Genomic DNA, 20,763 nt, shown 5'->3' with positions numbered 1-20,763 from the left:
GGTGCATGCGCTCGGGTAGACGCCGGCCTTGGTCGGCGCCTGGACAGTCAGCGGAAGGCCGCGATGGTGGCCTTGGTGTTGACCAGCACGCGCTGGTTGTCGGCGGTGCTGGCGTTGCCCATCGGGATGCCGTTGTAGCTGATGTTCGGGTTGGACCAGTAGTTCAGGCGCGGGCAGCTGCGGGTGCAGTTGTAGGCCATGATCGTGCGCCAGCCGGTGCCGGTGGCCGGCTCGTAGCGATAGCCGTGGCCATAGGCATAGGGCGAGGTGCTCGAGTCGGTGGCGATGTCATGCCGCGCACTCTGCAGATGGCCGATCTCGTGCGCGAACGAGTAATAGCCGGTCGCGCAATCCCAGTACACGGCCGCGAACGCGGTCGACGCCGTCGAGCCGATGCCCGAGGCCAGGCCGCAGTAGGCGGTGTTGTTGATCAGCAGCACGCCCACATCAGCCGTGTAGGTATTCCGGCTGGTGTGGATGCTGTCCATGTAGCCATCGCTGGTGCCACGGAAACGCGCCAGGTCGGTATCGAAGCTGCCCGATTCGGTGTAACTGGTGGTTTCGTAGCGGGCCAGTTCCATGGTGATGCCGACGTTGCTGTTGACATAGCCCTGGTTCGATTCGGCCACGGCCAGCTGCACCAGTGACTGCATGTTGCCGCCATAGGCGGCGACGGCGGCATTGGTCGCCACCACCAGCACGCGGATGGTGGCCGGCGTGCCGGACGACGCCTGCGCGATGCCGAGGCGATCGTTGTTGCCCATCGGGATCTTCGGCAGCTGGTTGTAATCGGCCGGATGGTCGGCCGGCATCCGCGACTCGTCCACTTCCACAAGCACGTGGCGGTTGCCCAGCGGGCGCAGGCGGTACAGCTTTCCATCCTTGCGGATCGAGCCGGTGATGGTATCGCCCGAGCGCACCAGGATCAGCGAATTGCCGGGGTCGTCCTGGCCGTTGGAGGTGGCCGCGGTCAGCTTGTCCGAGGGCGAACGGAACTGGCCGTACCAGATGCTGCCGCCATCGGGCAGCGCTTCCACCTTGCTGCGCACGGCCTGCACGCGCTGGCCGAGCAGTTCGAATTCCAGCTGCGGCTGTGCAGTCGCGGCTGCATCAACGCGCACTTCCTGTACCGTCGCGGTGGACGGGGTGGCCAGCAGCTTGCCCAGCGCGGGCTCACTGTTTGCCGATGCGCGGCTGATGACCGTCACCGGCTCGAACAACGGTGCCGCATGCGCGGCCGCCGCCACCGACAAACCCAACACCAGGCCACCTGCCGCTTTGCCAATCGATCTGGACAACATTGCGTCGCTCCTTGAATGATGTGAACAGCGTTGATGCAGCACGACCCGGTTTGCCGGGTTTGGCCATATGGCCTGCGCGGCTCGTGTGAATTCAATAGGCGAGTGGAATGAAAGTCAGGATTTGTGATCGACCGCATCTGCGTTCAGTCAGGTCAAAAGCGTCACTACACTTCGCCAACACACCACTTTCGCGCTACCGTGACGCAGCCACGACGGGGAAAGCACATGGCACCATCGCAGGACACGGACGAAGATGTCGGCTTGCTGCGGATCGGCCTGTTCTTCGATGGCACCCGCAACAACGCGCACAACCTCGCGCGTGGTCGACCACAGCAGCCGCGACCGCGCCCGGCGCAGCTGCGTGCGGATGATGATTCGACCTACCAGAGCCGGCTGACCAGCAGCTACGACAACGGCCTGACCAACATCGCACGCCTGCAGCAGCTGTACCCGGACAGCCGCCGCGATGCGATGGCCACGCCTTCGCTGTCGATCTACGTGGAAGGTGTCGGTACCCGCGATGACGCCGACGACGACCTGATCGGACTGGCGTTCGGTATCGGCGCCAGCGGCGTCCGCGCAAAGGTGCAGCGCGCGCTGCAGGTGGTGCTGCCGGCTGCGCTTGCAGAACTGTCCACGCGTTGGCGGCAACCGCTGCGTCGCGTGCAGCTGGATCTGTTCGGGTTCTCTCGAGGCGCTGCCGCCGCACGTGATATCGCCAACCAGCTGCAGGGCTGGGATACCACGCGTTGGCGGCAACTGCTGCAGTCGTCCGGCCTGGTCTGTACGCCGGACTTCGCCCCTGCCCTTCCGGTGCTGCGATTCATCGGCCTGTTCGATACCGTGGCTGCGGTCAGTGGTGGCCGCGCCGACAAACAACCGCAGCTTGCCCTGTCCAGTGGCATCGCTGCACGCGTGGTGCAGTTGACCGCGCGCGACGAGCATCGCCAGCACTATCCGCTGACCACGGTGGCACCGCCGTTCACCGAGATCGCTTTGCCCGGCGTGCACGCCAACATCGGCGGAGGCTACAACCAGCTGGAGGAAGGCCCCAAGCTGCTCAGCCGCCCACGTCGCCAGCAGCTGCGCCGCCCCGCCGTTGCCGACTACCAGATTCCCCCGCTGGCGATGCTGCAGGCCACCACGGCTTACGCTGAAACGCAGGCCGATGCCGAACGCTGGCGGCAGCAGCTGGGCGTGGACGAAAAGGAAGTGTGGGTGGATGTCTGGCACCAGTGGCAGCAGCAGCGCCGCGCCGGCAGCCGCAGCGTGCTGCTGTCCCCGGTGCTGTACGTGACTGCCGCCGTGGTACTGCGGCGGCGCATCGACTGGCGCTACCAGTTGATCGCGCTGCAGGTGATGCAGCAGCATGCCATCGATGCCGGCGTGACCTGGCGCGCCAGCGCTGCCGAGGTTCCCGGCTGGGAACTGCCGTCGGCCCTGCAACCGATCGCACGGCGGCTGGTGGCAGGGCAGGCGTTGACCCAGACCCAGGAGGCGCTGCTGCGCCGACGCTACCTGATGCAGTCGGCGCACTGGAATTTCGACGCGCTGGGCGACACCGCCCTGACCTATGCCGCCGATGCCGGCGTCAGCGAACTGCCCTACCGGCCCGGTCCCGGCCTGTTCTACATCAACCGGCCCACCGTGGATGGCAAGCGCGTGGTGCTGCCCAACGCATGAAAAAGGGGACGGAGGGGATTAAGTCGTTTGTGGCACAAACGACTTAATCCCCTCCGTCCCCTTTTGTTCAACCGGCCTGTTCGACCAGGTTGGCGAGCTCGTCGGCGTCGAAGCCGGCCAGCAGGCGCGCTTCGATGTTGAACGGCCTGTGCAGGTAGCCGCCGGCGTATTCCACCAGCAGCGCCTTGAAGCGCGCACGCGGCTCGACGCCGGCGCGATCGCAGTACCAGCGGTACCAGCGCGAACCGGCGGCAACGTGCGCCACTTCCTCGCGCAGGATCACTTCCAGTACGTCGGCGGTTTCACCATCACCGACATTGCGCAGCTTCTCGATCATGCCCGGTGTCACGTCCAGGCCGCGCGCTTCCAGCACGCGCGGTACCAGAGCCATGCGCGCCAGGCCGTCATGCGCGGTCTTTTCGCACATTTCCCACAGGCCGTTGTGCGCGGGGAAATCGGCGTAGTCGTGGCCATGCGCCTGCAGGCGCTCGCGCAGCAGCATGAAGTGCCGCGATTCGTCGTCGGCACAGCTGACCCAGTCGGCATGGAACGCTGGCGGCAGGCCGCGGAAGCGGTACACCGCATCCCAGGCCAGGTCGATCGCGTTGAGTTCGATGTGGGCGATGGCGTGGATGAAGGCGGCGCGTCCTTCCACGCCGCCCAGCCCGCGCCGGGGCACTTCGCGCGGATGCACCAGCACCAGCCGTGCCGGCCGGCCAGGCATGCGGATCGGTTCCGGCGGCGGCGCATCGGCAGCCACCTTCAGGCGACCGGCACGGAACGCGGCGGCATACGCCTGGGTCAACGCGACCTTGCGCAGCGGGTCGGCTTCGGCCAGGCACTGCTGCGCTGCGCGCAGCAGGTCGCCACCAACGTCGGGTACATCGACCACGCCTGGACCTCAGGCGCGGCGCTTGTGCTTGGCGTCGTCCGAACGCAGCTGCTGGATGCGCTCGAAGTAGCCCGGCTCGATACCCGTCGGGTAGTGGCCGTTGAAGCAGGACGAATCGAAGTTGCGCAGCGCCGGGTTGCCCTCGCTCACCGCCGCTTCCATGTCCTCCAGATCCTGGTAGATCAGCCAGTCGCAGCCCAGGTGGGCCTCGATCTCTTCGACGGTGCGGTTGTGCGCGACCAGCTCTTCGGCCGCCGGCATGTCGATGCCGTAGATGTTCGGGTAGCGCACCGGCGGTGCCGCGCTGGCCAGGTAGACCTTGCGCGCGCCCGCATCACGGGCCATCTGCACGATCTGCTGGCTGGTGGTGCCACGCACGATCGAGTCGTCCACCAGCAGCACCACGCGGTTGCGGAACTCCAGGTGGATCGGGTTGAGCTTGCGGCGCACCGACTTCACGCGTTCGCCCTGGCCCGGCATGATGAAGGTGCGGCCGATGTAGCGGTTCTTGATGAAGCCTTCGCGATACTTCACCCCAAGCACGTTGGAGATCTCCAGCGCGGCATCACGCGAGGTATCCGGGATCGGGATGATGGTGTCGATATCGTGGTCCGGGCGCAGGCGCAGGATCTTCTCGCCCAGCTTGATGCCCATGCGCATGCGCGCCTTGTGCACCGAGACGTTGTCGATCATCGAATCCGGACGCGCGAAGTACACGTACTCGAAGATGCACGGGGTGTGCTCGGCCGGCTCGGCGCAGATTTCCGAGAACAGCTCGCCGCGGGCGGTGATCACCAGGGCTTCGCCCGGCTGCACATCGCGCACGCGCTGGAAGCCCAGCACGTCCAGCGCGGCCGACTCGGAGGCCACGATGTACTCGTCGCCCTCGGCATGGCTGCGCTTGCCGAGCACCAGCGGACGGATGCCGTGCGGGTCGCGGAAGGCCACCAGGCCCAGGCCCAGCACCACGCTGACCACCGCGTAGCCGCCCTTGCAGCGGCGGTGCACGCCAGCCACCGCGCGGATCGCGGCTTCCGGGCTCAGCTGGCGCTGCTGCTCCAGCTCATAGGCGAACACGTTCAACAGCACTTCGCTGTCCGAATCGGTGTTGACGTTGCGGCGGTCCTGCTCGAACACCTGCTGGCGCAGCGCCTCGGTGTTGATCAGGTTGCCGTTGTGGGCCAGCGCGATGCCGTACGGCGAGTTGACGTAGAACGGCTGCGCCTCGTCCATGCCTTCCGAGCCGGCCGTCGGGTAGCGCACATGGGCGATGCCGACGCTACCTTCCAGGGTGGACATGGTGCGTGCATCGAACACATCGCGGACCAGGCCGGTGGCCTTCTGCACCCGCAGGCGGCTGCCATTGGCCGTGGCGATGCCCGCGGCATCCTGGCCGCGATGCTGGAGAACGGTCAAGCCGTCATACAACTGCCCGGCGACGTTCTGGTTGCCGACGATTCCGACGATGCCACACATGGTGCGAAGTCTCCGCTGGGCTGTGCCCAGTTACAAGGAAGGTGGCCGTACCTGGCCGCGGTGGTCGCCGCGCCTGCGGTCGACATTGGCCGGATCGCCCGGCTCGATACTGTCTGGCAGTGCTGGGGCGTCCGGGCGCACTTCGGCCGGATCGTATGCGTCGCCCTGTTCCGCTTTCGCGGGCCGCAGCCATCCGCTGCCCGCCACTACCTGGTTGAGGATGCCATTATCGCCTGCTGCGCCCGGCTTTCCCAGATCGGCGCCTGCGCTCTTCCCCAGCTCCATCAATGCAGATGGGGACAGCATGTCGGTCGGCAAGGTCTTGGGCAGCAGATCGGCGCCGGGCACCTGCCAGTGCGGCAGCTTCCCGTTCATCCAGGCCACGGCCGGATTCAGCACCGGGCGGACCGCCGAGCGCTTCCAGGAGGGTTCGGCGGTCAGCGGGGTGAAGCCGGCCAGCAGCACCAGGATCGCCGCGATCAGGCCGCCACGCACGGCGCCCAGCACGCCGCCCAGCAACCGGTCCAGGCTGGTCAGCATGCTGCGGTGGATCATCGCCTTGATGACCATGCCGATCACCGCGACCACGATCATCACGCCAATGCCCACGCCCAGGTAGCCGCCAACGAAATGCTCGCCGCCGGGTGCGGCCGGGGCCGCCCACCAGCGTGCCGCATCGTTGCCGAAGGCGAAGGCCGCCCACGCGGCCAGCAGCCACGACAGCGTGCCGATGACGATTCCAACAAAGCCACGCAGCATCCCGAGCAGGGTCGAGGCGGCGATCACGATCAGCAGCACCACGTCGATCATGGCGCCCCGCTCCTTCGGCGGCGCTGGCAACGGGCCTGCGCGTGGATCATGGGTGCGGTCGGACCATGCCGGCCACGCCGACCTTGGCGGCGACCTGCGCCTTCAGCTGCTCGGCGTCAGCGCGGTTGGCCACCGGTCCGACGCGGACGCGATGCAGCGTGCCCTTTTCAGTGCGTACCTGCTCGACGAAAGCACTGAAGCCGGCGGCGCGGACCTTGTCGCGCAGCGCGTTGGCATCGTTGGCCTGGCCGAACGCGCCCAACTGCACGGCGAAGCCGACGCCACTGGCCGCCGGTGCTGTCGGCGTGGCAGGCGCCGGCTTGTTGGCGGCGGCCTCCGGCTTCGGCTCGGGCTTGGCGTCCGGCTTCGGAGCCTCGGGCTTCGGTGCCGGCTTGGGCGGCTCTGGTTTGGTGGTCGCCGTCGGCGTGCTTGGCGGCAGGCTTTCGCTGCGCACCGGGTTGCTGGTGGCCGACGGCGTGGTGGCCGCGGCCGGGGTGCTGGTGGTCGGCGCCGGCGTGGCGGCAACCGTCGCACTGCTGCCTGCCGCCGCATCCAGGGTGATGACTTCTGCCTTCACATCGGCGCGGATCTTGACCGCCTGCAGGCGCGCGGCTTCGGCCTGGGCACGGTCGGCATACGGCCCGACACGCACACGCCACGCCTGGCGCCCGCTGATGGTGGTGGTTTCGGCGAAGCCTGGCAGCTGCGAGCGCTGCAGGTAGGCGATCACCGCATCGGCGTCGGCCTTGCTGCCGTAGGCGCCAAACGTGACGGCGAAGTTGCCGGCGGCAACCGCCGGAGACGTGTCCACGGTCGGCGGCGTAGCCGGCGCGGCCGTCTCCTGCAGCGGCTTGGCCTGCCCGGTCTGCAGGCCGGTGGCTCCACCGGCCGGAGCAACCAGCGGCAGCTCACGGGTTTCGAACTGGCCATCGGCCGGTGCGTCCGGCGCGGCGATCGGCACCGAGGCCACACCGCTGTCCGGCGCCGGTCCCTTGACCAGCATCGGCAGGAAAATCACGGCCAGCGCCACCAGCACGATGGCACCAATCAGACGCTGTTTCAGAGGCGTATCCACGTGAGGCGGCAACTGTCCGGAGGTTGCGGTCGATTATACGGGTGCCGGACCGGACGGCGTCGGCATTGGCTGAACGCGGATCAGGCGGCGCCCTGCAACCATTGCAGCGCGGCAGCGGCGGTATGGAAGGAGCCGAACACCAGTACGCGGTCACCGCGCCCGGCCTGGGCCAGTACCTGTGCCAGCGCCTGCTCGACAGTATCAGCGCGCTGGGCCTTGGCCGCCGCCGTACCGGCCAGGCGGGCCTGCAACTGGGCAGCACTCTGCCCGCGCGGGCCGTCCAGTCCGGCCAGGGTCCACTCGCCGACCACGTCCTGCAGCGCCTGCACAACGCCCACCGCGTCCTTGTCCTGCAGCGCGGCGTACACCGCCAGGGTGCGCCCGGCCGACGCTTCGGCCTTCAGCGCGCGCGCCAGCTGGCCCGCCGCCTGCGGGTTGTGCCCGACATCGACACGGACCTGCACGCCGTCACGCTCGAACGCCTGCAGGCGGCCAGAGATGCGCGCCGCCGCGACACCAGCAGCCCACGCCGCACGCGGCACCGGCTTGTCCAGCGCGCGCAGCGCAGCGATGGCGGCACCCGCGTTGGCCAGCTGGATCGGGCCGGCCAGCGCCGGGGTCGGCAGTTCCATGCGCAGGCCGACATCGCGCCAGCGCCAGCGCTGGGCATCGATTGGTTCGTAGAAATAATCGCTGCCGCCGCGGATCGCGTTGGCGCCGACCAGGTAGGCACGTGCGAGCACGCTCGACGGCGGGTCGGTCTCGCCCAGGATCACCGGCTTCCAGCCACGGATGATGCCGGCCTTCTCGGTGCCGATCGCTTCGCGGTCCTCGCCCAGCCATTCGGCATGGTCGATGTCCACGGTGGTGATCACCGCCACGTCAGCGTCGACGATGTTGACCGCATCCAGGCGACCGCCCAGGCCCACTTCCAGCACCGCCAGGTCCAGCCCGGCGTCGGCGAACAGCTGCAGCGCGGCCAGCGTGCCGTACTCGAAATAGGTCAGCGTGATATCGCCACGCGCGGCCTCGATGGTGTTGAAGGCGGCGACCAGCGCCGCATCCTCCACATCGTGGCCGTCGATGCGCACGCGCTCGTTGTAGCGCAGCAGGTGCGGCGAGGTGTACGCGCCGACCTTCCAGCCGGCAGCACGCGCGATGGCTTCGATGAAGGCCACGGTGGAGCCCTTGCCGTTGGTGCCACCGACCACGATGGTGCGCTGGGCCGGCGCCCCCAGGCCCATCGCCGTGGCCACGGCGCGCACGCGCTCCAGGCCCATGTCGATGGTCGCCGGGTGCTGGCGTTCAATGTAGTCCAGCCAGTCGGCCAGGGTGGTCGGGGTGTTCGTCACGGCAGCGGTTCCAGCAGAAGCAGTTGATGCGAGGGGATGGATCAGAGTGCGCGGTGCTTGGCTTCGCCGAAGAACGGCGTGTGGTGGGCACAGTCGTTCAGGCGCACCACTTCCAGGCTGTCCAGGTCGGCGCCTTCGAGCAGGTTGAGCGTGGTCGGCGCTTGGCGGAAGGTCCACAGGCGGGAGATCGGCAGGCCCAGCACCTTGCACAGGATCACGCGGTTGACCGCGTCATGGGCGACCACCAGCAGGGTGTCGTGCTCGCCGAGGCCTTCGGTGGCGCGGGCCAGGCCGCGCCAACTGCGCTCCAGCACCAGGCGCAGCGATTCACCGCCGGGCATCAGCACGGTGTCCGGCTCCTCGCGCCACGCCTTCAGGCGCGACGGGTCCTTTTCGTTGATTTCGCTGGCCAGCAGGCCTTCCCACTCGCCGTGGGCGATTTCCTGCAGCTCCGGCTCGGTCAGCAACATGTCGGCACGGGCGGCACCGAGTGCCAGCTGCGCGGTGCGCTGCGCGCGTGACAGCGGCGAGGCGACGGCACGGGTGATGTCCACCGAGGCCAAGCGGGCGCCCAGGGCCTGGGCCTGGGCTTCACCGATCGGCGAAAGCGGGATGTCGATCTGGCCCTGGTAGCGGCCTTCGGCGTTCCACGGCGTTTCGCCGTGGCGGGCAAGCAGGATGCGCATGCGTGCAAGGGGTCCTGGGGGGAGGAGGTTCCGCGTTTCGTTCACATCCTGTGAAGTGCGCGGAACAGGGATGATACCCGTTCGGCGCACCGGGCCGTGCCGGGCATGAAAAAACCCCGCGACGTGGATCGCGGGGTTTTGGAAACTCCGGCTATCTGGTCGGGGTTGCCGGCCAGCGGCCGGCACTACCGCAACGGGTTTATTTCGCCAGGTTCAGTTCCTTCAGCAGCGCCGGCGCCGGCGCCACTTCCTGCATGATCCACTGCATGTAGCGGCTGTCGACCGCGATCATGCGGGTCATCACCGGGTCGAACACCCAGTTGGAGCTGACCGATTCCCAGTTGCCGTCGAAGGCCAGGCCGACCAGCTTGCCGTTGGCGTCCAGCACCGGTGAACCCGAGTTGCCACCGGTGATGTCCAGGTTGGACAGGAAGTTCACCGGCACCGAGCCCACGCGCTTGTCTTCCAGGCCGCCGTAGCGCTTGGCCTTGACCGCGTCGAGCAGGGCCTTGGGCGCATCGAACGGATCGACGCCGGTGTCCTTGGCGACGATGCCCTCCAGCGTGGTGAACGGGGTGTAGGCCACGCCGTCCCTGGGCTCGTAGCCCATCACGTTGCCGAAGGTGATGCGCAGCGACAGGTTGGCATCCGGGTACACGAACTCGCCCTGGCTCTTCTTGTAGTCAGCCAGTGCCTGCAGGTACAGCGGACGTGCGGTCAGCGACTCGCCTTCGCGGATCTTCTTCTGCTCTTCCTGCTTCAGCAGCGACGGCATGATCGCCACCGCGTACTGGATGGCCGGATCGGTGCTGGCTTCGAACGCGGCGCGGTCGGCCTTGAACCACTTCAGGCGTGCATCCAGGCTGCCCAGCTCAGTGCCCGACAGCTTGCTCACCAGTGCCTTGACCGCGCTGGCATCGCTGCCGCCCAGCCAGGTGTTCAGCACGTCGTTGTTGCGCTGCGCGGCCGGCAGGGCGACGTACTGGTCCAGCCAGTAGGTCTGCAGCTGCTGGTCCATCTTCGCCACATAGCGGCGATCCATCTGCTTCAGGCCGCCTTCCAGGGTCGGCAGGTCGCGCTGCTGGTAGCCGACCTCGCGCTCGGCGTCCGGCTTGGTGCGCTCGATCGACAGGCGGTACAGGCCGATGGCGGCGTTGACCGCCGAGGTGTTGTTGAACTGGCCGACGAACAGATCGCGCTCGCGGGTCGCCTTGCTGGTATCCAGGTGCTTGACCAGCTGCGCGTGCGCTGCCAGGGCCGGCTTGCCGGCGGCGCCCTGCTTCTTCAGCCAGGCCAGCACGGCGGCTTCTTCAGCCTGCTTCTGGCCAGCAGCGTCGATGCGCTTGAAGCCTTCCAGCTGGCCGGCGTAGTTCTTGGCCACGTTGTTCATGCTGGCCGCGGTGGCGGCGTACTTCACCTTGACGTCGGCGTCGGCCTTGCCCGCCTCATCGATCATCTTCAACACTGCGTTGTAGTGCCTGGCGATGGTCGGGTAGGTCCAGCTGGCGGTTTCGTTGAACTCACCGGCCAGCGCGTAGCGGTTGGTGCGGCCCGGATAGCCTGCCACCATCACGAAGTCACCGGCGCCCAGCGGCTGGTCGGTGAACTTCAGGAAGTGCTTGGGCTGGTACGGCACGTTGTCGGCCGAGAATGCGGCCGGCTTGCCGTCCTTGCCGACGTAGGCGCGGTAGAACGAGAAGTCGCCGGTGTGGCGCGGCCACATCCAGTTGTCGACGTCGCCGCCGTACTTGCCGACGCTGCCCGGGGGCGCGTAGACCAGGCGCACGTCCTTGATTTCCATGTTGCGGAACAGTCGGTAGGTGTTGCCGCCGGAGAAGGTGTACAGGCGGCAGCGGAAGCCGTCCTCGGCTTCACACGCGGCGACCTGGGCCTTGTCGAAGGCATCCAGCGCACGGCTGCGGGCCAGCGGGTCGTTGCCGGCGGCGGCAATGGCGGCCTTGGCCTGGGCGGTGACGTCGGTGATCTGGTCGAGCACGTAGACGCGGGCGTTCGGGCCGGCGCTCAGTTCATCGCTGTGCTTCGGCGCGTTGAAGCCGTCCTTGATCAGGTTCTTCTCGGCGGTCGAATTCAGCTGGATCGCACCGTAGGCGCAGTGGTGGTTGGTGACCACCAGGCCCTGCGGCGACACGAAGCTGGCGGTGCAGCCGCCGAGGGCGACGACCGCGCCCATCGGGTCGCCGGTAAGGTTGGACAGCTGCTCCGGGGACAGCTTCAGGCCGGCCTTCTGCAACGGACCGGCGATTTCCGGCAGCTGCTGCGGCACCCACATGCCTTCAGCGGCATGGGCGACCTGGGCCAGCCCGAGGCTGGCGACGATGGAGAATGCAAGCAGGTTCGAGCGCATGGAGCAGCCCCTGGTAGTGGAACCCTCGATTGTAGCCCGCCGCCCTGCCCCGGCCCGAACCCCGGAAGTCATGGGCCTACTTCTTGCTCTGCCATGCGCACATCGGCCGCGCACATGGAATCGTCCAGAGGGGGCGCTGCTGTTTGCAGCACGTTCGAAACGCCCGTCGGCGCACGCCTTTCGTTCCGCCATTGCACCCGCAGCGCAACATGGGAAATCCGCGCGGCACCCTATAATCCGCGCTTTCCCCCTGATGAGTTCCACCCCGATGGCGCAGCAAACGATGAAGGCCCTGGTCAAGCGCGAAGCGGCCAAGGGCATCTGGCTGGAAGAAGTTCCGGTTCCGACCCCGGGCCCGAACGAGGTCCTGATCAAGCTGGAAAAGACCGCGATCTGCGGCACCGACCTGCACATCTACCTGTGGGACGAGTGGAGCCAGCGCACCATCAAGCCGGGCCTGACCATCGGCCATGAGTTCGTCGGCCGCATTGCCGCGCTCGGCTCGGCGGTGACCGGCTATGAGATCGGCCAGCGCGTCTCGGCCGAAGGTCACATCGTCTGTGGCCATTGCCGCAACTGCCGTGGCGGCCGCCCGCACCTGTGCCCGAACACCGTCGGCATCGGCGTCAACGTCAACGGCGCCTTCGCCGAATACATGGTGATGCCGGCCAGCAACCTGTGGCCGATTCCGGACCAGATCCCGTCGGAACTGGCCGCGTTCTTCGACCCGTACGGCAATGCCGCACACTGCGCGCTGGAATTCGACGTGATCGGCGAAGACGTGCTGATCACCGGCGCCGGTCCGATCGGCATCATCGCCGCCGGCATCTGCAAGCACATCGGTGCGCGCAACGTGGTGGTGACCGACGTCAACGACTTCCGCCTGAAGCTGGCCGCCGACATGGGCGCCACCCGCGTGGTCAACGTCGCCAACCAGTCGCTGAAGGACGTGATGAAGGAGCTGCACATGGAGGGCTTCGACGTGGGCCTGGAAATGAGCGGCAACCCGCGCGCGTTCAACGACATGCTCGACTGCATGTACCACGGCGGCAAGATCGCCATGCTCGGCATCATGCCCAAGGGCGCCGGCTGCGACTGGGACAAGATCATCTTCAAGGGCCTGACCGTGCAGGGCATCTACGGCCGCAAGATGTACGAGACCTGGTACAAGATGACCCAGCTGGTGCTGTCCGGCTTCCCGCTCGGCAAGGTGATGACCCACCAGCTGCCGATCGACGAGTTCCAGAAGGGCTTCGACCTGATGGAAGAAGGCAAGGCCGGCAAGGTCGTGCTCAGCTGGAATTGATCCTCGGTTCCGCGCACGAATGGTGGGGGCCGAGCTTGCTCGGCACACCATGAAAATGAAAAAGGCGCCCGATGGGCGCCTTATTCTTTGGTGTTGCCGGCCAGCGGCCGGCACTACCCGTAACGCCTGCGGCGTTACTTGCCCACGGCCACGGTCAGCAGCACCCGGCTGTGGGCCAGCTTGCCCGAGTTCTCGCGTCCATTGCCGTCGGTGCCGTAGTAGCCTAGGCCGACGTTGAACAGGCCGAACTGGCGGCTGACGCCGACGTTCCAGTCGGTATAGTCCTTGGCGATGCCGTCCTCGAAGGTGCTGCGACCGACGTTGGCATTCAGCGTGAAGTCCTTCGGCAGGCCCCAGCTGCCGCCCAAGCCGTAGTACCAGCCATCGGTGCCGCTGTTCCACTGGTCGTTGGTGTAGGCCACGGTCAGCTTGTAGGTGTCGTCAAGCGTGGTGGTGGTCACCAGCTCGTTGTAGTTCTGGTGGCTGGCACCGAGGTAGGTGTAGCGGTTCAGCAGCACGTCGAAGTTGACGCGCGAAGTGACGTCCACGCCGTAGCCGATCTGGTAGTCGATCTCGGTGTTCGGATCGCCCGGACCGAAGTCCACGCCCGAACCCCAGACACCGGCATACAGGCCCACCGGCGAGGTGTAGGTGAAGCCCGCCTGCAGGGTCGGCTTCTCGTCGGTCTGCGACACGCCACGGAACAGGTAGTCGGAAACGGCGGTGACATTCCAGCTGTACGGCGATTCGTTCTCCTGCGCGCTGGCGGCGAACGGGGCGGCCAGGGTCAGGGCAGCGGCAATGGCGAGGCAGGCACGGGCGTGCTTCATGAGCGTCTCCGGTGGGGGCGGTGGCGTGGCGTGGAAGGCGGGAGCGGCCGGAGCGCGACAGCTCCGGTTCACGAATTCTTAACCACTTTGCTATTGCGATGCAACATGCGCTGCCCATGGCGATGCCCCATCCAGCCCGGTTGATGACCGGCGATGCCCGGTAGAATCAGCGGTTTCCCCGTTCAGAGCCGTGCCCACGCCATGACCGACGTCTCCTCCGACCTGACCCGCCACTACGCCGAGGAACTGGACGCCATCCGCGCCCAGGGCCTGTTCAAGTCCGAGCGGATCATCACCAGCCCGCAATCGGCCGAGATCACCCTCGACGACGGCCGCAAGGTGCTGAACTTCTGTGCCAACAACTACCTGGGCCTGGCCGACCATCCGGACCTGATCCAGGCCGCCAAGGACGCACTGGATACCCACGGCTTCGGCATGGCCTCGGTGCGCTTCATCTGCGGCACCCAGGACCTGCACAAGCAGCTGGAGAAGCAGATCGCCGATTTCTTCGGCAAGCAGGACACCATCCTGTACGCGGCCTGCTTCGATGCCAACGGTGGCCTGTTCGAGCCGCTGCTCGGCGAGAACGACGCGATCATTTCCGACGCGCTGAACCATGCTTCGATCATCGACGGCGTGCGCCTGTGCAAGGCCAAGCGCTTCCGCTACGCCAACTGCGACATGGCCGATCTGGAAGCGCAGCTGCAGGCCGCCGATGCCGCAGGCTGCAAGACCAAGCTGATCACCACCGATGGCGTATTCTCGATGGACGGCTTCATCGCGCCGCTGGACGAGATCACCGCGCTGGCGAAGAAGTACAACGCGCTGGTACACATCGACGAATGCCACGCCACAGGCTTCCTTGGCGCTACCGGCCGTGGTTCGGCCGAGGTCAAGGGCGTGCTGGAGAAGATCGACATCATCACCGGCACTCTGGGCAAGGCCATGGGCGGCGCGCTGGGCGGCTTCACCTGCGCCAGCGCCGAGGTGATCGAACTGCTGCGCCAGCGCTCGCGCCCGTACCTGTTCTCCAACTCGCTGCCGCCGCATGTGGTGGCCGCCGGCATCAAGGCGTTCGAAATGCTGGCTGCCGCTGACGACCTTCGCAGCACGCTGGCCGAGAACACCGCCTACTTCCGCGAGAAGATGACCGCCGCCGGTTTCGACGTGAAGCCGGGCGTGCATCCGATCAGCCCGGTAATGCTGTATGACGCACCGTTGGCGCAGAAATTCGCCGAGCGCCTGCTGGAAGAAGGCATCTACGCGATCGGCTTCTTCTTCCCGGTGGTGCCCAAGGGCCAGGCCCGCATCCGGACCCAGATCAGCGCCGCGCACAGCCGCGAGCACCTGGATCGCGCGATCGATGCGTTCACCCGCATTGGTGTCGAACTGGGCGTGGTCAAGGGCTGATCATGCCGGGGTCGGATCCCTTTCCTGCGGAAAAGGCCCTGACCCCGCTGGTCAAAGCGTGCCGACCAAGGTCGGCACCTACCGGGCTGGATGGCTGCCGACCACGGTCGGCACCCGCCGTGGCCTGAGGGCGTGCCGGCCAGGGTCGGCACCGCCAGGCGTCACTTCTTTTTCTTCTTGCCCTTCGGCTCTTCCTTGCTGGCCACCACTACCGGCTTGGCGGCGGCGTCCTGGCCGTTGCCCTTGGCAACGCGGATGCCGTTGGCCTTCATCCAGGCATCGAACTCATCGGCGGTCATCTTCTTGTCGCCGTTGCTCATCAGGAAGCGGTAACTGCCGCGACCATCCAGCTCCGGGGTCTTCACTTCCACCACCGGGGTCTCGGCAGGCGTTTCCGCCTTGGCCACCTTCTTGTGGCCGCCACAGGCGGCCAGCAGCACCATCGGCAGCAGCAGGCCTGCGCAGCGCAGGGTTTGGTTGAGGGTCGGGTGGTACATGGGCAGGCTCCGTTCGGGAAATTCAGCAACCAGGCGCCCCCTGCGCCTGGAACGGTGGCCGGCGACTGCCGGCCGCGGGCGATGATCAGCCCGGTGCAGCGGCCCCCAGCCGCTGCTGGTCGCTGACCTCCAGCACCCGCCATTGCCCCTTGCCGAGATCGCCGAGCAGCAGCCCACCGATCGCGACCCGGACCAGGCGCAGTACCTGCAGGTCGAAGGCCGCCAACAGGCGGCGGATATGGCGGTTGCGTCCCTCGTCGAGGACCACCTCCAGCCATGCGGTCTTGTCGCCACTGCGCAGTACGCGCACGGCCTGGGCGACGAGGAACTCGCCCTCGTCCTCGACACCGGCGCGCAGCGCGGCCAGGGTGTCCTCATCGGGAAGACGATCCACCTGCACGTGATAGGTCTTCTGTGGGCCGGTCTCCGGATCGGTCAGGCGCGCCGCCCACTGCGGATCGTTGCTGAACAACAACAGTCCTTCGCTGGCCTTGTCCAGGCGCCCGACCGGCGCGATCCACGGCAGGCCGGCACCATCGAAGCAGCGATACACCGTGTCGCGACCACGCTCGTCCTGCGCCGTGGTCACCACGCCGCGCGGCTTGTTGAGCACCAGGTACAGCCGCTGCGGCGCATCCATCGGCCGGCCATCGACTTCGATCGGCGGGTGCGGACTGGCAATCGGGAACTCGGGATCACGGATGATGCGGCCGGACACGCGCACGCGGCCCTCGGCAATCCAGCGCGCGGCCTCGCTGCGTGAGCACACGCCGGCCTTGGACAGCACGCGCGCCAGGCCATGGCGCACGCCATTGGAGACATCCGGAACCGCACGCCCACGCGGTGCGTGGGAGCGGGCAGCGGGGGCAGCAGGTGGGCGGCGCGTGCGCAAGCCTCTGCTCCCCGCCGCGCTTACTTCTTGTCGACCGGCTTGGTCTCAGCCGGTGCTTCGGCCGCAGCCGGAGTGGCGGCCGGAGCCGGACGCGCCTTGACCACACGCACGCCACGCGCCTTCATCCAGGCGTCGAACTCTTCGGCGGTCATGCGCTTGCCGTTCTGGCTCATGTCGAAGCGCCAGGGCGTGTTGTCGAATTCGGTCTGCGGCTTGTAGGCCGCCGGATCGTTCGGCTTCACCGCCGGTGCGCTCGGAATGGCCTTGGCGATGTTCTGGCACCCATCGATGCGCAGGCGCTGCAGCACCTGGTCCAGCGACTGCGACGGATCGTAGTTGCTGCTCAGCACGCCGGCCGGCATGCCCAGCTGGTTGCCACGGATGTAGAGCTCGTCGGCCACCGGCGCGATGGTCGTGGCCGGCAACGGCAGCGGCGAGGCGCTGGTGTTGACCGAGCAATCGACCGCAGCGTGGGCGGCGGGAACCAGGGCCAGCGCCAGGAAGGCGGCCGATGCAGAGCGCAGCATGAAGGGCATCCAGGAAAGGAAGTGACGCGGCGAGTTTAGCAATGCCGCGACAGCTTTCAAGCGCCACTTTCAATGAATACGGCAACTCATTGGTTTTATGGGCAAAATCCCGACGAACGGTTACTCCCGCGCCTGAAACGCCGGGTTCCGGACCGCAGAAACAACAAGACCCGGCCGAAGCCGGGTCCTGCTGTGTCCTACTGGCAGAGCGTCAGAACTTAGTTCTGGACGTTCAGCTCGGTACGACGGTTCTTGGCGCGACCTTCCGGGTTGTCCGAACCATCCGGGTTGGTGTTCGGAGCAATCGGACGGCTCTCGCCGTAGCCGATCGGGCCGACCAGGCGACCGGCGTCGACGCCGTTCTTGGTCAGGTAGTTGTACACGGCGGTGGCGCGACGCTCCGACAGCTTCTGGTTGTAAGCGTCGGTACCCTTCGAGTCGGTGTGACCGGCAACTTCAACGCGCAGATCCGGGTAACGCTTCAGGATCTCGGTGGCTTCGCTCAGGATCGCCACGGCGTCCGGACGCAGGTTCGACTTGTCGAAGTCGAAGTTGACGCCCTTCAGATCGATGGAGACCGGAACCGGGCAACCGTCCGGACCGATGGTCTGACCCGGCTGCGAGTTCGGGCACTTGTCGTCGCAGTTGTTGACGCCGTCACCGTCGTCATCCAGGTCGGCGCAGCTCGGGGCAACCGGAGCCGGAGCCGGAGCAGCCGCGACCGGAGCCGGGCCTAGCGGGATCACGACGCCGACCGAAGCCAGCACGTCGCCGAACCAGCTCTCGTCCTTGGCGGCGATGCTCTGGTCGTCGAAGTCAGCGCGGTAGGCCACTTCGGCGCGGACAGCAACACGCTTCTCGAAGGTGGTCTGCAGGCCGACGCCCAGCTTGGCGGCAACGTTGCCGTCCTTACGCTGGCGCGGACCGTTGTTGTCGATTGCAGCGTACTCTTCTTCCGACTTCTGGTAGCCCAGGCCACCGACGATGTACGGGTTCCAGCCGCGGCCTTCCTTGATGAAGTGGCGACGCAGGTCCAGCGAGACGCCGTACTGCGACCAGTTCAGGTCCTGGTTGCTGTCGAAGTTCGGGTTCTGGTAGTTCAGTTCACCGTCCAGCGACCAGTTCGGGCTGATGAACTTACCCAGGCCCAGGGTCACGAACGGAGCGTCATTGGTCAGACGGTCGCTGTCCTGGAAGTTGAAGCCGGCCGAACCGGTCAGGTACCAGCGGTCATCGAACTCCTGCGCCGAAGCTGCCTGGGCGAAAGCCAGGCCGCCCAGCAGCGCGGCAGTAAGGATCTTCTTGTTCATTGAGTACAGCTCCTATTTCGGGGGTATGAAACCGGTAGAGGCATGGGCCAGCACTAGTGCGTCGATGTACGACAGCCGATTCAGCACGCCACCGCCGCGAACATTATGCTCAGGCGGGTGAAGGCCATGTTAACAGTCCCGTAACATGTGAAGTGTTGCGCCCGACCGTCGACCGGTCCGACGTTGAAACCCTATACAGGATGATGAAAATCCGCAAGACCCACACGCTGCAAGGGTTTGACGGGGTTTAAGCGCGAAAACCGACATACTGCGCAGCACATTGCATCGCACGGTTCAGCAGGTTTGCGGAAACGTGAGGAACCTTATGATGGGATCACGAACCCAGCCGGAGCCGTGATGAAAGCCGTCGCCCTGAGTCGTGAATACGCACCTGCCCTGCGTGATGTCCTGCTGCCGCCGCCGCTGCCTCCTCGCGGCCGCGATCTGCTGGTGCGGATCGAAGCGGTATCGGTCAACCCCGTCGATGGCAAGCAGCGGGCCGCTACCGATCCGGCCACCCTTGAGGTTCCCCGGGTGCTCGGCTGGGACGCCGCCGGTGTGGTCGAAGCCATCGGTGACGAGGCCAGCCTGTTCGCCTCCGGTGACGAGGTCTACTTCGCCGGTGACGTTACCCGGCCGGGCTGCAACGCCCAGTACCAGTGGGTGGACGAGCGCCTGGTCGCCCGCAAGCCGAGCACGCTCGATTTCGCCGAAGCCGCCGCACTACCCCTGACCACGCTGACCGCCTGGGAGCTGTTGTTCCAGCGCATGCCGCTGCACCTGGATGATCGCCGCCATGGCGACCAGCACCTGCTGGTGATCGGCGGTGCGGGAGGCGTGGGCTCGATGGCGATCCAGCTGGCCCGCCATGCCGGCTTCGAGGTGATCGCCACCGCCTCGCGCGAGGCCTCGATCGACTGGTGCCGGCAGATGGGGGCCACGCATGTGATCGACCATCGGCAGCCGCTGCAGCCCCAGCTGCAGGCACTGGGCATCGACGCAGTGCAGGTGGCGCTCAACCTGGCCGACACCGATCACTACTGGGACGAACTGGGCCAGCTGCTGGCACCACAGGGCCATGTCGGCCTGATCGTGGAGCCGCGTGGCGCACTGCGCATCGGCGATCCGTACAAGGCCAAATGCATCGGCATCCATTGGGAATTCATGTTCGCGCGCTCGCGCTTCGCCACCGCCGACTGCATCGAACAGCATCGCATCCTCAGCCGCGCCGCCAGCATGATCGATGCCGGCCAGCTGCGTGGCACGCTCAGTGAAACGCTGGGCACGATCAATGCGGCCAACCTGGACATCGCGCATCAGCGCCTGGCCAGCGGGCACACGGTGGGCAAGCTGGCGCTGGTGGGCTGGGACAACTGACGCCGTGATGTAGGCCGAGCCCACGCCAGGCTGCTACGCCTGCCGCCACCAGCAGAGCACGGGCGCGGCCCTGCTCAACCGCCCGCCTGCAGGATCGGCGCGGCCTGTACCAGCGGATTGGCTGGGATCTGTATCTATGGGCTCAAGGAAATCAGGGATACGGTGGAAACAGATCTCCCCTCCCCCGAGCCCACCATGCCTACCGCCCTGCCCCTGCGCCTGCTGCAACTGATCACCGGCCTGTTCCTGTATGGCTTCGGTGCCTCGCTGATGATCCGTGCCGCCATCGGCGTGGCGCCCTGGGACGTGCTGTCGCAGGGCATCGCCGCACAGACGCCGCTGTCCTTCGGGCTGGCGACCAATGTCATCGGCGCACTGGTGCTGTTGCTGTGGTGGCCACTGCGCCAGAAGCCGGGCGTCGGCACGGTGCTCAACGTGATGCTGATCGGTCCCTCCGCACAGTTCGGGTTGTGGCTGCTGCCACCGGCCATCGGCGTGGGCTGGCAGCTGGCGATGTTCTGTGCAGGCATGCTGCTGGTCGCGCTGGCCACCGGCCTGTACATCGGCGCCCGCCTCGGCCCGGGACCGCGCGATGGCTTGATGACTGGCCTGCATGCCCGCACCGGTTGGCCGATCTGGAAGGTGCGCAGCCTGATCGAAGGCAGCGTATTGCTGCTGGGCTGGTGGCTGGGCGGCAATGTCGGCCTCGGCACCCTCGCCTTCGCCCTGCTGATCGGCCCGCTGTGCGGCGTCACGCTGGGCTGGTTCGGGATCGGCCGCCCCCCGGTCGTACCCGCCGCTGCGCGGCAGCCGCAATCACCCTGAGCTACCCCGTATGCCGGCCAGCGGCCGGCACTATCGCCCCCGGAGTTCGGGGGCAGCGCCGCAGGCGCGGGGGGTGGAGGCCGGTAAGTGGGGCCCGCGATTCGCGCAGCGAAACGCGGGAGCGACAGCACGCATGTGCCGAGCGTACC

Annotated in this window: 18 protein-coding genes; 5 read left to right on the top strand and 13 right to left on the bottom strand. The window is 66.9% G+C overall.

All coding sequences use genetic code 11. The features are described 5' to 3' along the window. Positions 1–47 precede the first annotated feature (47 nt). A complete protein-coding gene (locus AC5P5W_RS19590; RefSeq protein WP_014646083.1) occupies positions 48–1,301 on the bottom strand; it encodes a M12 family metallo-peptidase in 1,254 nt (417 codons plus the stop codon). Positions 1,302–1,526: 225 nt separating this feature from the next. Here AC5P5W_RS19590 and AC5P5W_RS19585 point away from each other — a divergent pair, with 225 nt between their 5' ends. Then, positions 1,527–2,984, top strand: coding sequence for a DUF2235 domain-containing protein (locus AC5P5W_RS19585; protein ID WP_197574732.1), 1,458 nt, complete (start codon positions 1,527–1,529; stop codon positions 2,982–2,984). Between the two features lie 67 nt (positions 2,985–3,051). Here the strand turns inward: AC5P5W_RS19585 and AC5P5W_RS19580 are convergent, their stop codons facing one another. The 7 genes from AC5P5W_RS19580 to AC5P5W_RS19550 form a co-directional block, all read right to left on the bottom strand. Beyond that, positions 3,052–3,876 (bottom strand): ferritin-like domain-containing protein, encoded by an 825-nt coding sequence (locus AC5P5W_RS19580; RefSeq protein ID WP_197574733.1) that lies wholly within the window; start codon positions 3,874–3,876, stop codon positions 3,052–3,054. A gap of 9 nt (positions 3,877–3,885) precedes the next feature. Continuing rightward, positions 3,886–5,352, bottom strand: coding sequence for an amidophosphoribosyltransferase (purF, locus tag AC5P5W_RS19575; RefSeq protein ID WP_005408246.1), 1,467 nt, complete (start codon positions 5,350–5,352; stop codon positions 3,886–3,888). Between the two features lie 30 nt (positions 5,353–5,382). Next, positions 5,383–6,162, bottom strand: coding sequence for a CvpA family protein (locus AC5P5W_RS19570; RefSeq protein WP_014036126.1), 780 nt, complete (start codon positions 6,160–6,162; stop codon positions 5,383–5,385). 46 nt (positions 6,163–6,208) lie between these two features. After that, entirely contained in the window at positions 6,209–7,237 is a 1,029-nt protein-coding gene (locus AC5P5W_RS19565) for an SPOR domain-containing protein (RefSeq protein WP_164109412.1), read from the bottom strand. 80 nt (positions 7,238–7,317) lie between these two features. Further along, a complete protein-coding gene (gene folC, locus AC5P5W_RS19560; protein WP_046429107.1) occupies positions 7,318–8,589 on the bottom strand; it encodes a bifunctional tetrahydrofolate synthase/dihydrofolate synthase in 1,272 nt (423 codons plus the stop codon). 41 nt (positions 8,590–8,630) lie between these two features. Then, positions 8,631–9,275 carry a histidine phosphatase family protein gene (locus tag AC5P5W_RS19555; protein ID WP_014646078.1) on the bottom strand — a complete coding sequence of 215 codons (645 nt, stop codon included), beginning with the start codon at positions 9,273–9,275 and terminating at the stop codon, positions 8,631–8,633. A 199-nt stretch (positions 9,276–9,474) separates the two neighbouring features. Then, the gene (locus AC5P5W_RS19550) at positions 9,475–11,640 is read right to left on the bottom strand and encodes a S46 family peptidase (RefSeq protein WP_046429104.1); all 2,166 of its coding nucleotides are present in this window, start codon (positions 11,638–11,640) and stop codon (positions 9,475–9,477) included. Positions 11,641–11,923: 283 nt separating this feature from the next. On the opposite strand from AC5P5W_RS19550, the gene tdh reads away from it, so the two are divergent. Continuing rightward, positions 11,924–12,946 (top strand): L-threonine 3-dehydrogenase, encoded by a 1,023-nt coding sequence (tdh, locus tag AC5P5W_RS19545; RefSeq protein ID WP_032955954.1) that lies wholly within the window; start codon positions 11,924–11,926, stop codon positions 12,944–12,946. A 134-nt stretch (positions 12,947–13,080) separates the two neighbouring features. Here the strand turns inward: tdh and AC5P5W_RS19540 are convergent, their stop codons facing one another. Then, the gene (locus AC5P5W_RS19540) at positions 13,081–13,776 is read right to left on the bottom strand and encodes a TorF family putative porin (protein WP_014646076.1); all 696 of its coding nucleotides are present in this window, start codon (positions 13,774–13,776) and stop codon (positions 13,081–13,083) included. Positions 13,777–13,977: 201 nt separating this feature from the next. Between AC5P5W_RS19540 and kbl the strand changes: the two genes are divergently transcribed. Beyond that, positions 13,978–15,186 (top strand): glycine C-acetyltransferase, encoded by a 1,209-nt coding sequence (kbl, locus tag AC5P5W_RS19535; RefSeq protein ID WP_197574734.1) that lies wholly within the window; start codon positions 13,978–13,980, stop codon positions 15,184–15,186. Between the two features lie 161 nt (positions 15,187–15,347). Here the strand turns inward: kbl and AC5P5W_RS19530 are convergent, their stop codons facing one another. The 4 genes from AC5P5W_RS19530 to AC5P5W_RS19515 all read right to left on the bottom strand — a co-directional run bounded on the left by AC5P5W_RS19530 (position 15,348) and on the right by AC5P5W_RS19515 (position 18,412). Next, the gene (locus tag AC5P5W_RS19530; RefSeq protein WP_005415439.1) at positions 15,348–15,683 is read right to left on the bottom strand and encodes a hypothetical protein; all 336 of its coding nucleotides are present in this window, start codon (positions 15,681–15,683) and stop codon (positions 15,348–15,350) included. Between the two features lie 85 nt (positions 15,684–15,768). Beyond that, positions 15,769–16,575 (bottom strand): pseudouridine synthase, encoded by an 807-nt coding sequence (locus AC5P5W_RS19525; protein WP_219633258.1) that lies wholly within the window; start codon positions 16,573–16,575, stop codon positions 15,769–15,771. A gap of 20 nt (positions 16,576–16,595) precedes the next feature. Beyond that, the gene (locus tag AC5P5W_RS19520) at positions 16,596–17,102 is read right to left on the bottom strand and encodes a hypothetical protein (RefSeq protein ID WP_014646073.1); all 507 of its coding nucleotides are present in this window, start codon (positions 17,100–17,102) and stop codon (positions 16,596–16,598) included. Positions 17,103–17,320: 218 nt separating this feature from the next. Next, positions 17,321–18,412, bottom strand: coding sequence for an OmpA family protein (locus tag AC5P5W_RS19515; protein ID WP_014646072.1), 1,092 nt, complete (start codon positions 18,410–18,412; stop codon positions 17,321–17,323). 357 nt (positions 18,413–18,769) lie between these two features. Between AC5P5W_RS19515 and AC5P5W_RS19510 the strand changes: the two genes are divergently transcribed. Then, positions 18,770–19,789: a zinc-binding alcohol dehydrogenase family protein gene (locus AC5P5W_RS19510; RefSeq protein WP_180835079.1), complete on the top strand. Its 1,020-nt coding sequence runs from the start codon at positions 18,770–18,772 to the stop codon at positions 19,787–19,789. 195 nt (positions 19,790–19,984) lie between these two features. After that, positions 19,985–20,614, top strand: coding sequence for a membrane protein YczE (gene yczE, locus AC5P5W_RS19505; RefSeq protein WP_014646070.1), 630 nt, complete (start codon positions 19,985–19,987; stop codon positions 20,612–20,614). Positions 20,615–20,763: the final 149 nt, after the last annotated feature.

This window comes from Stenotrophomonas sp. YJH_SMC_123, from assembly GCF_059368215.1.
Note: the sequence above shows the minus strand (reverse complement) of the source record. Positions and strands in the feature narration are given on the sequence as shown.

Excerpts from the sequence above, each read along its gene's own strand:
- AC5P5W_RS19590 (WP_014646083.1), bottom strand. The coding sequence starts at position 1,301 with ATGTTGTCCAGATCGATTGGCAAAGCGGCAGGTGGCCTGGTGTTGGGT.
- AC5P5W_RS19585 (WP_197574732.1), top strand. The coding sequence starts at position 1,527 with ATGGCACCATCGCAGGACACGGACGAAGATGTCGGCTTGCTGCGGATC.
- purF (WP_005408246.1), bottom strand. The coding sequence starts at position 5,352 with ATGTGTGGCATCGTCGGAATCGTCGGCAACCAGAACGTCGCCGGGCAG.
- AC5P5W_RS19570 (WP_014036126.1), bottom strand. The coding sequence starts at position 6,162 with ATGATCGACGTGGTGCTGCTGATCGTGATCGCCGCCTCGACCCTGCTC.
- AC5P5W_RS19555 (WP_014646078.1), bottom strand. The coding sequence starts at position 9,275 with ATGCGCATCCTGCTTGCCCGCCACGGCGAAACGCCGTGGAACGCCGAA.
- AC5P5W_RS19550 (WP_046429104.1), bottom strand. The coding sequence starts at position 11,640 with ATGCGCTCGAACCTGCTTGCATTCTCCATCGTCGCCAGCCTCGGGCTG.
- tdh (WP_032955954.1), top strand. The coding sequence starts at position 11,924 with ATGAAGGCCCTGGTCAAGCGCGAAGCGGCCAAGGGCATCTGGCTGGAA.
- AC5P5W_RS19540 (WP_014646076.1), bottom strand. The coding sequence starts at position 13,776 with ATGAAGCACGCCCGTGCCTGCCTCGCCATTGCCGCTGCCCTGACCCTG.
- kbl (WP_197574734.1), top strand. The coding sequence starts at position 13,978 with ATGACCGACGTCTCCTCCGACCTGACCCGCCACTACGCCGAGGAACTG.
- AC5P5W_RS19530 (WP_005415439.1), bottom strand. The coding sequence starts at position 15,683 with ATGTACCACCCGACCCTCAACCAAACCCTGCGCTGCGCAGGCCTGCTG.
- AC5P5W_RS19520 (WP_014646073.1), bottom strand. The coding sequence starts at position 17,102 with ATGCTGCGCTCTGCATCGGCCGCCTTCCTGGCGCTGGCCCTGGTTCCC.
- AC5P5W_RS19515 (WP_014646072.1), bottom strand. The coding sequence starts at position 18,412 with ATGAACAAGAAGATCCTTACTGCCGCGCTGCTGGGCGGCCTGGCTTTC.
- AC5P5W_RS19510 (WP_180835079.1), top strand. The coding sequence starts at position 18,770 with ATGAAAGCCGTCGCCCTGAGTCGTGAATACGCACCTGCCCTGCGTGAT.
- yczE (WP_014646070.1), top strand. The coding sequence starts at position 19,985 with ATGCCTACCGCCCTGCCCCTGCGCCTGCTGCAACTGATCACCGGCCTG.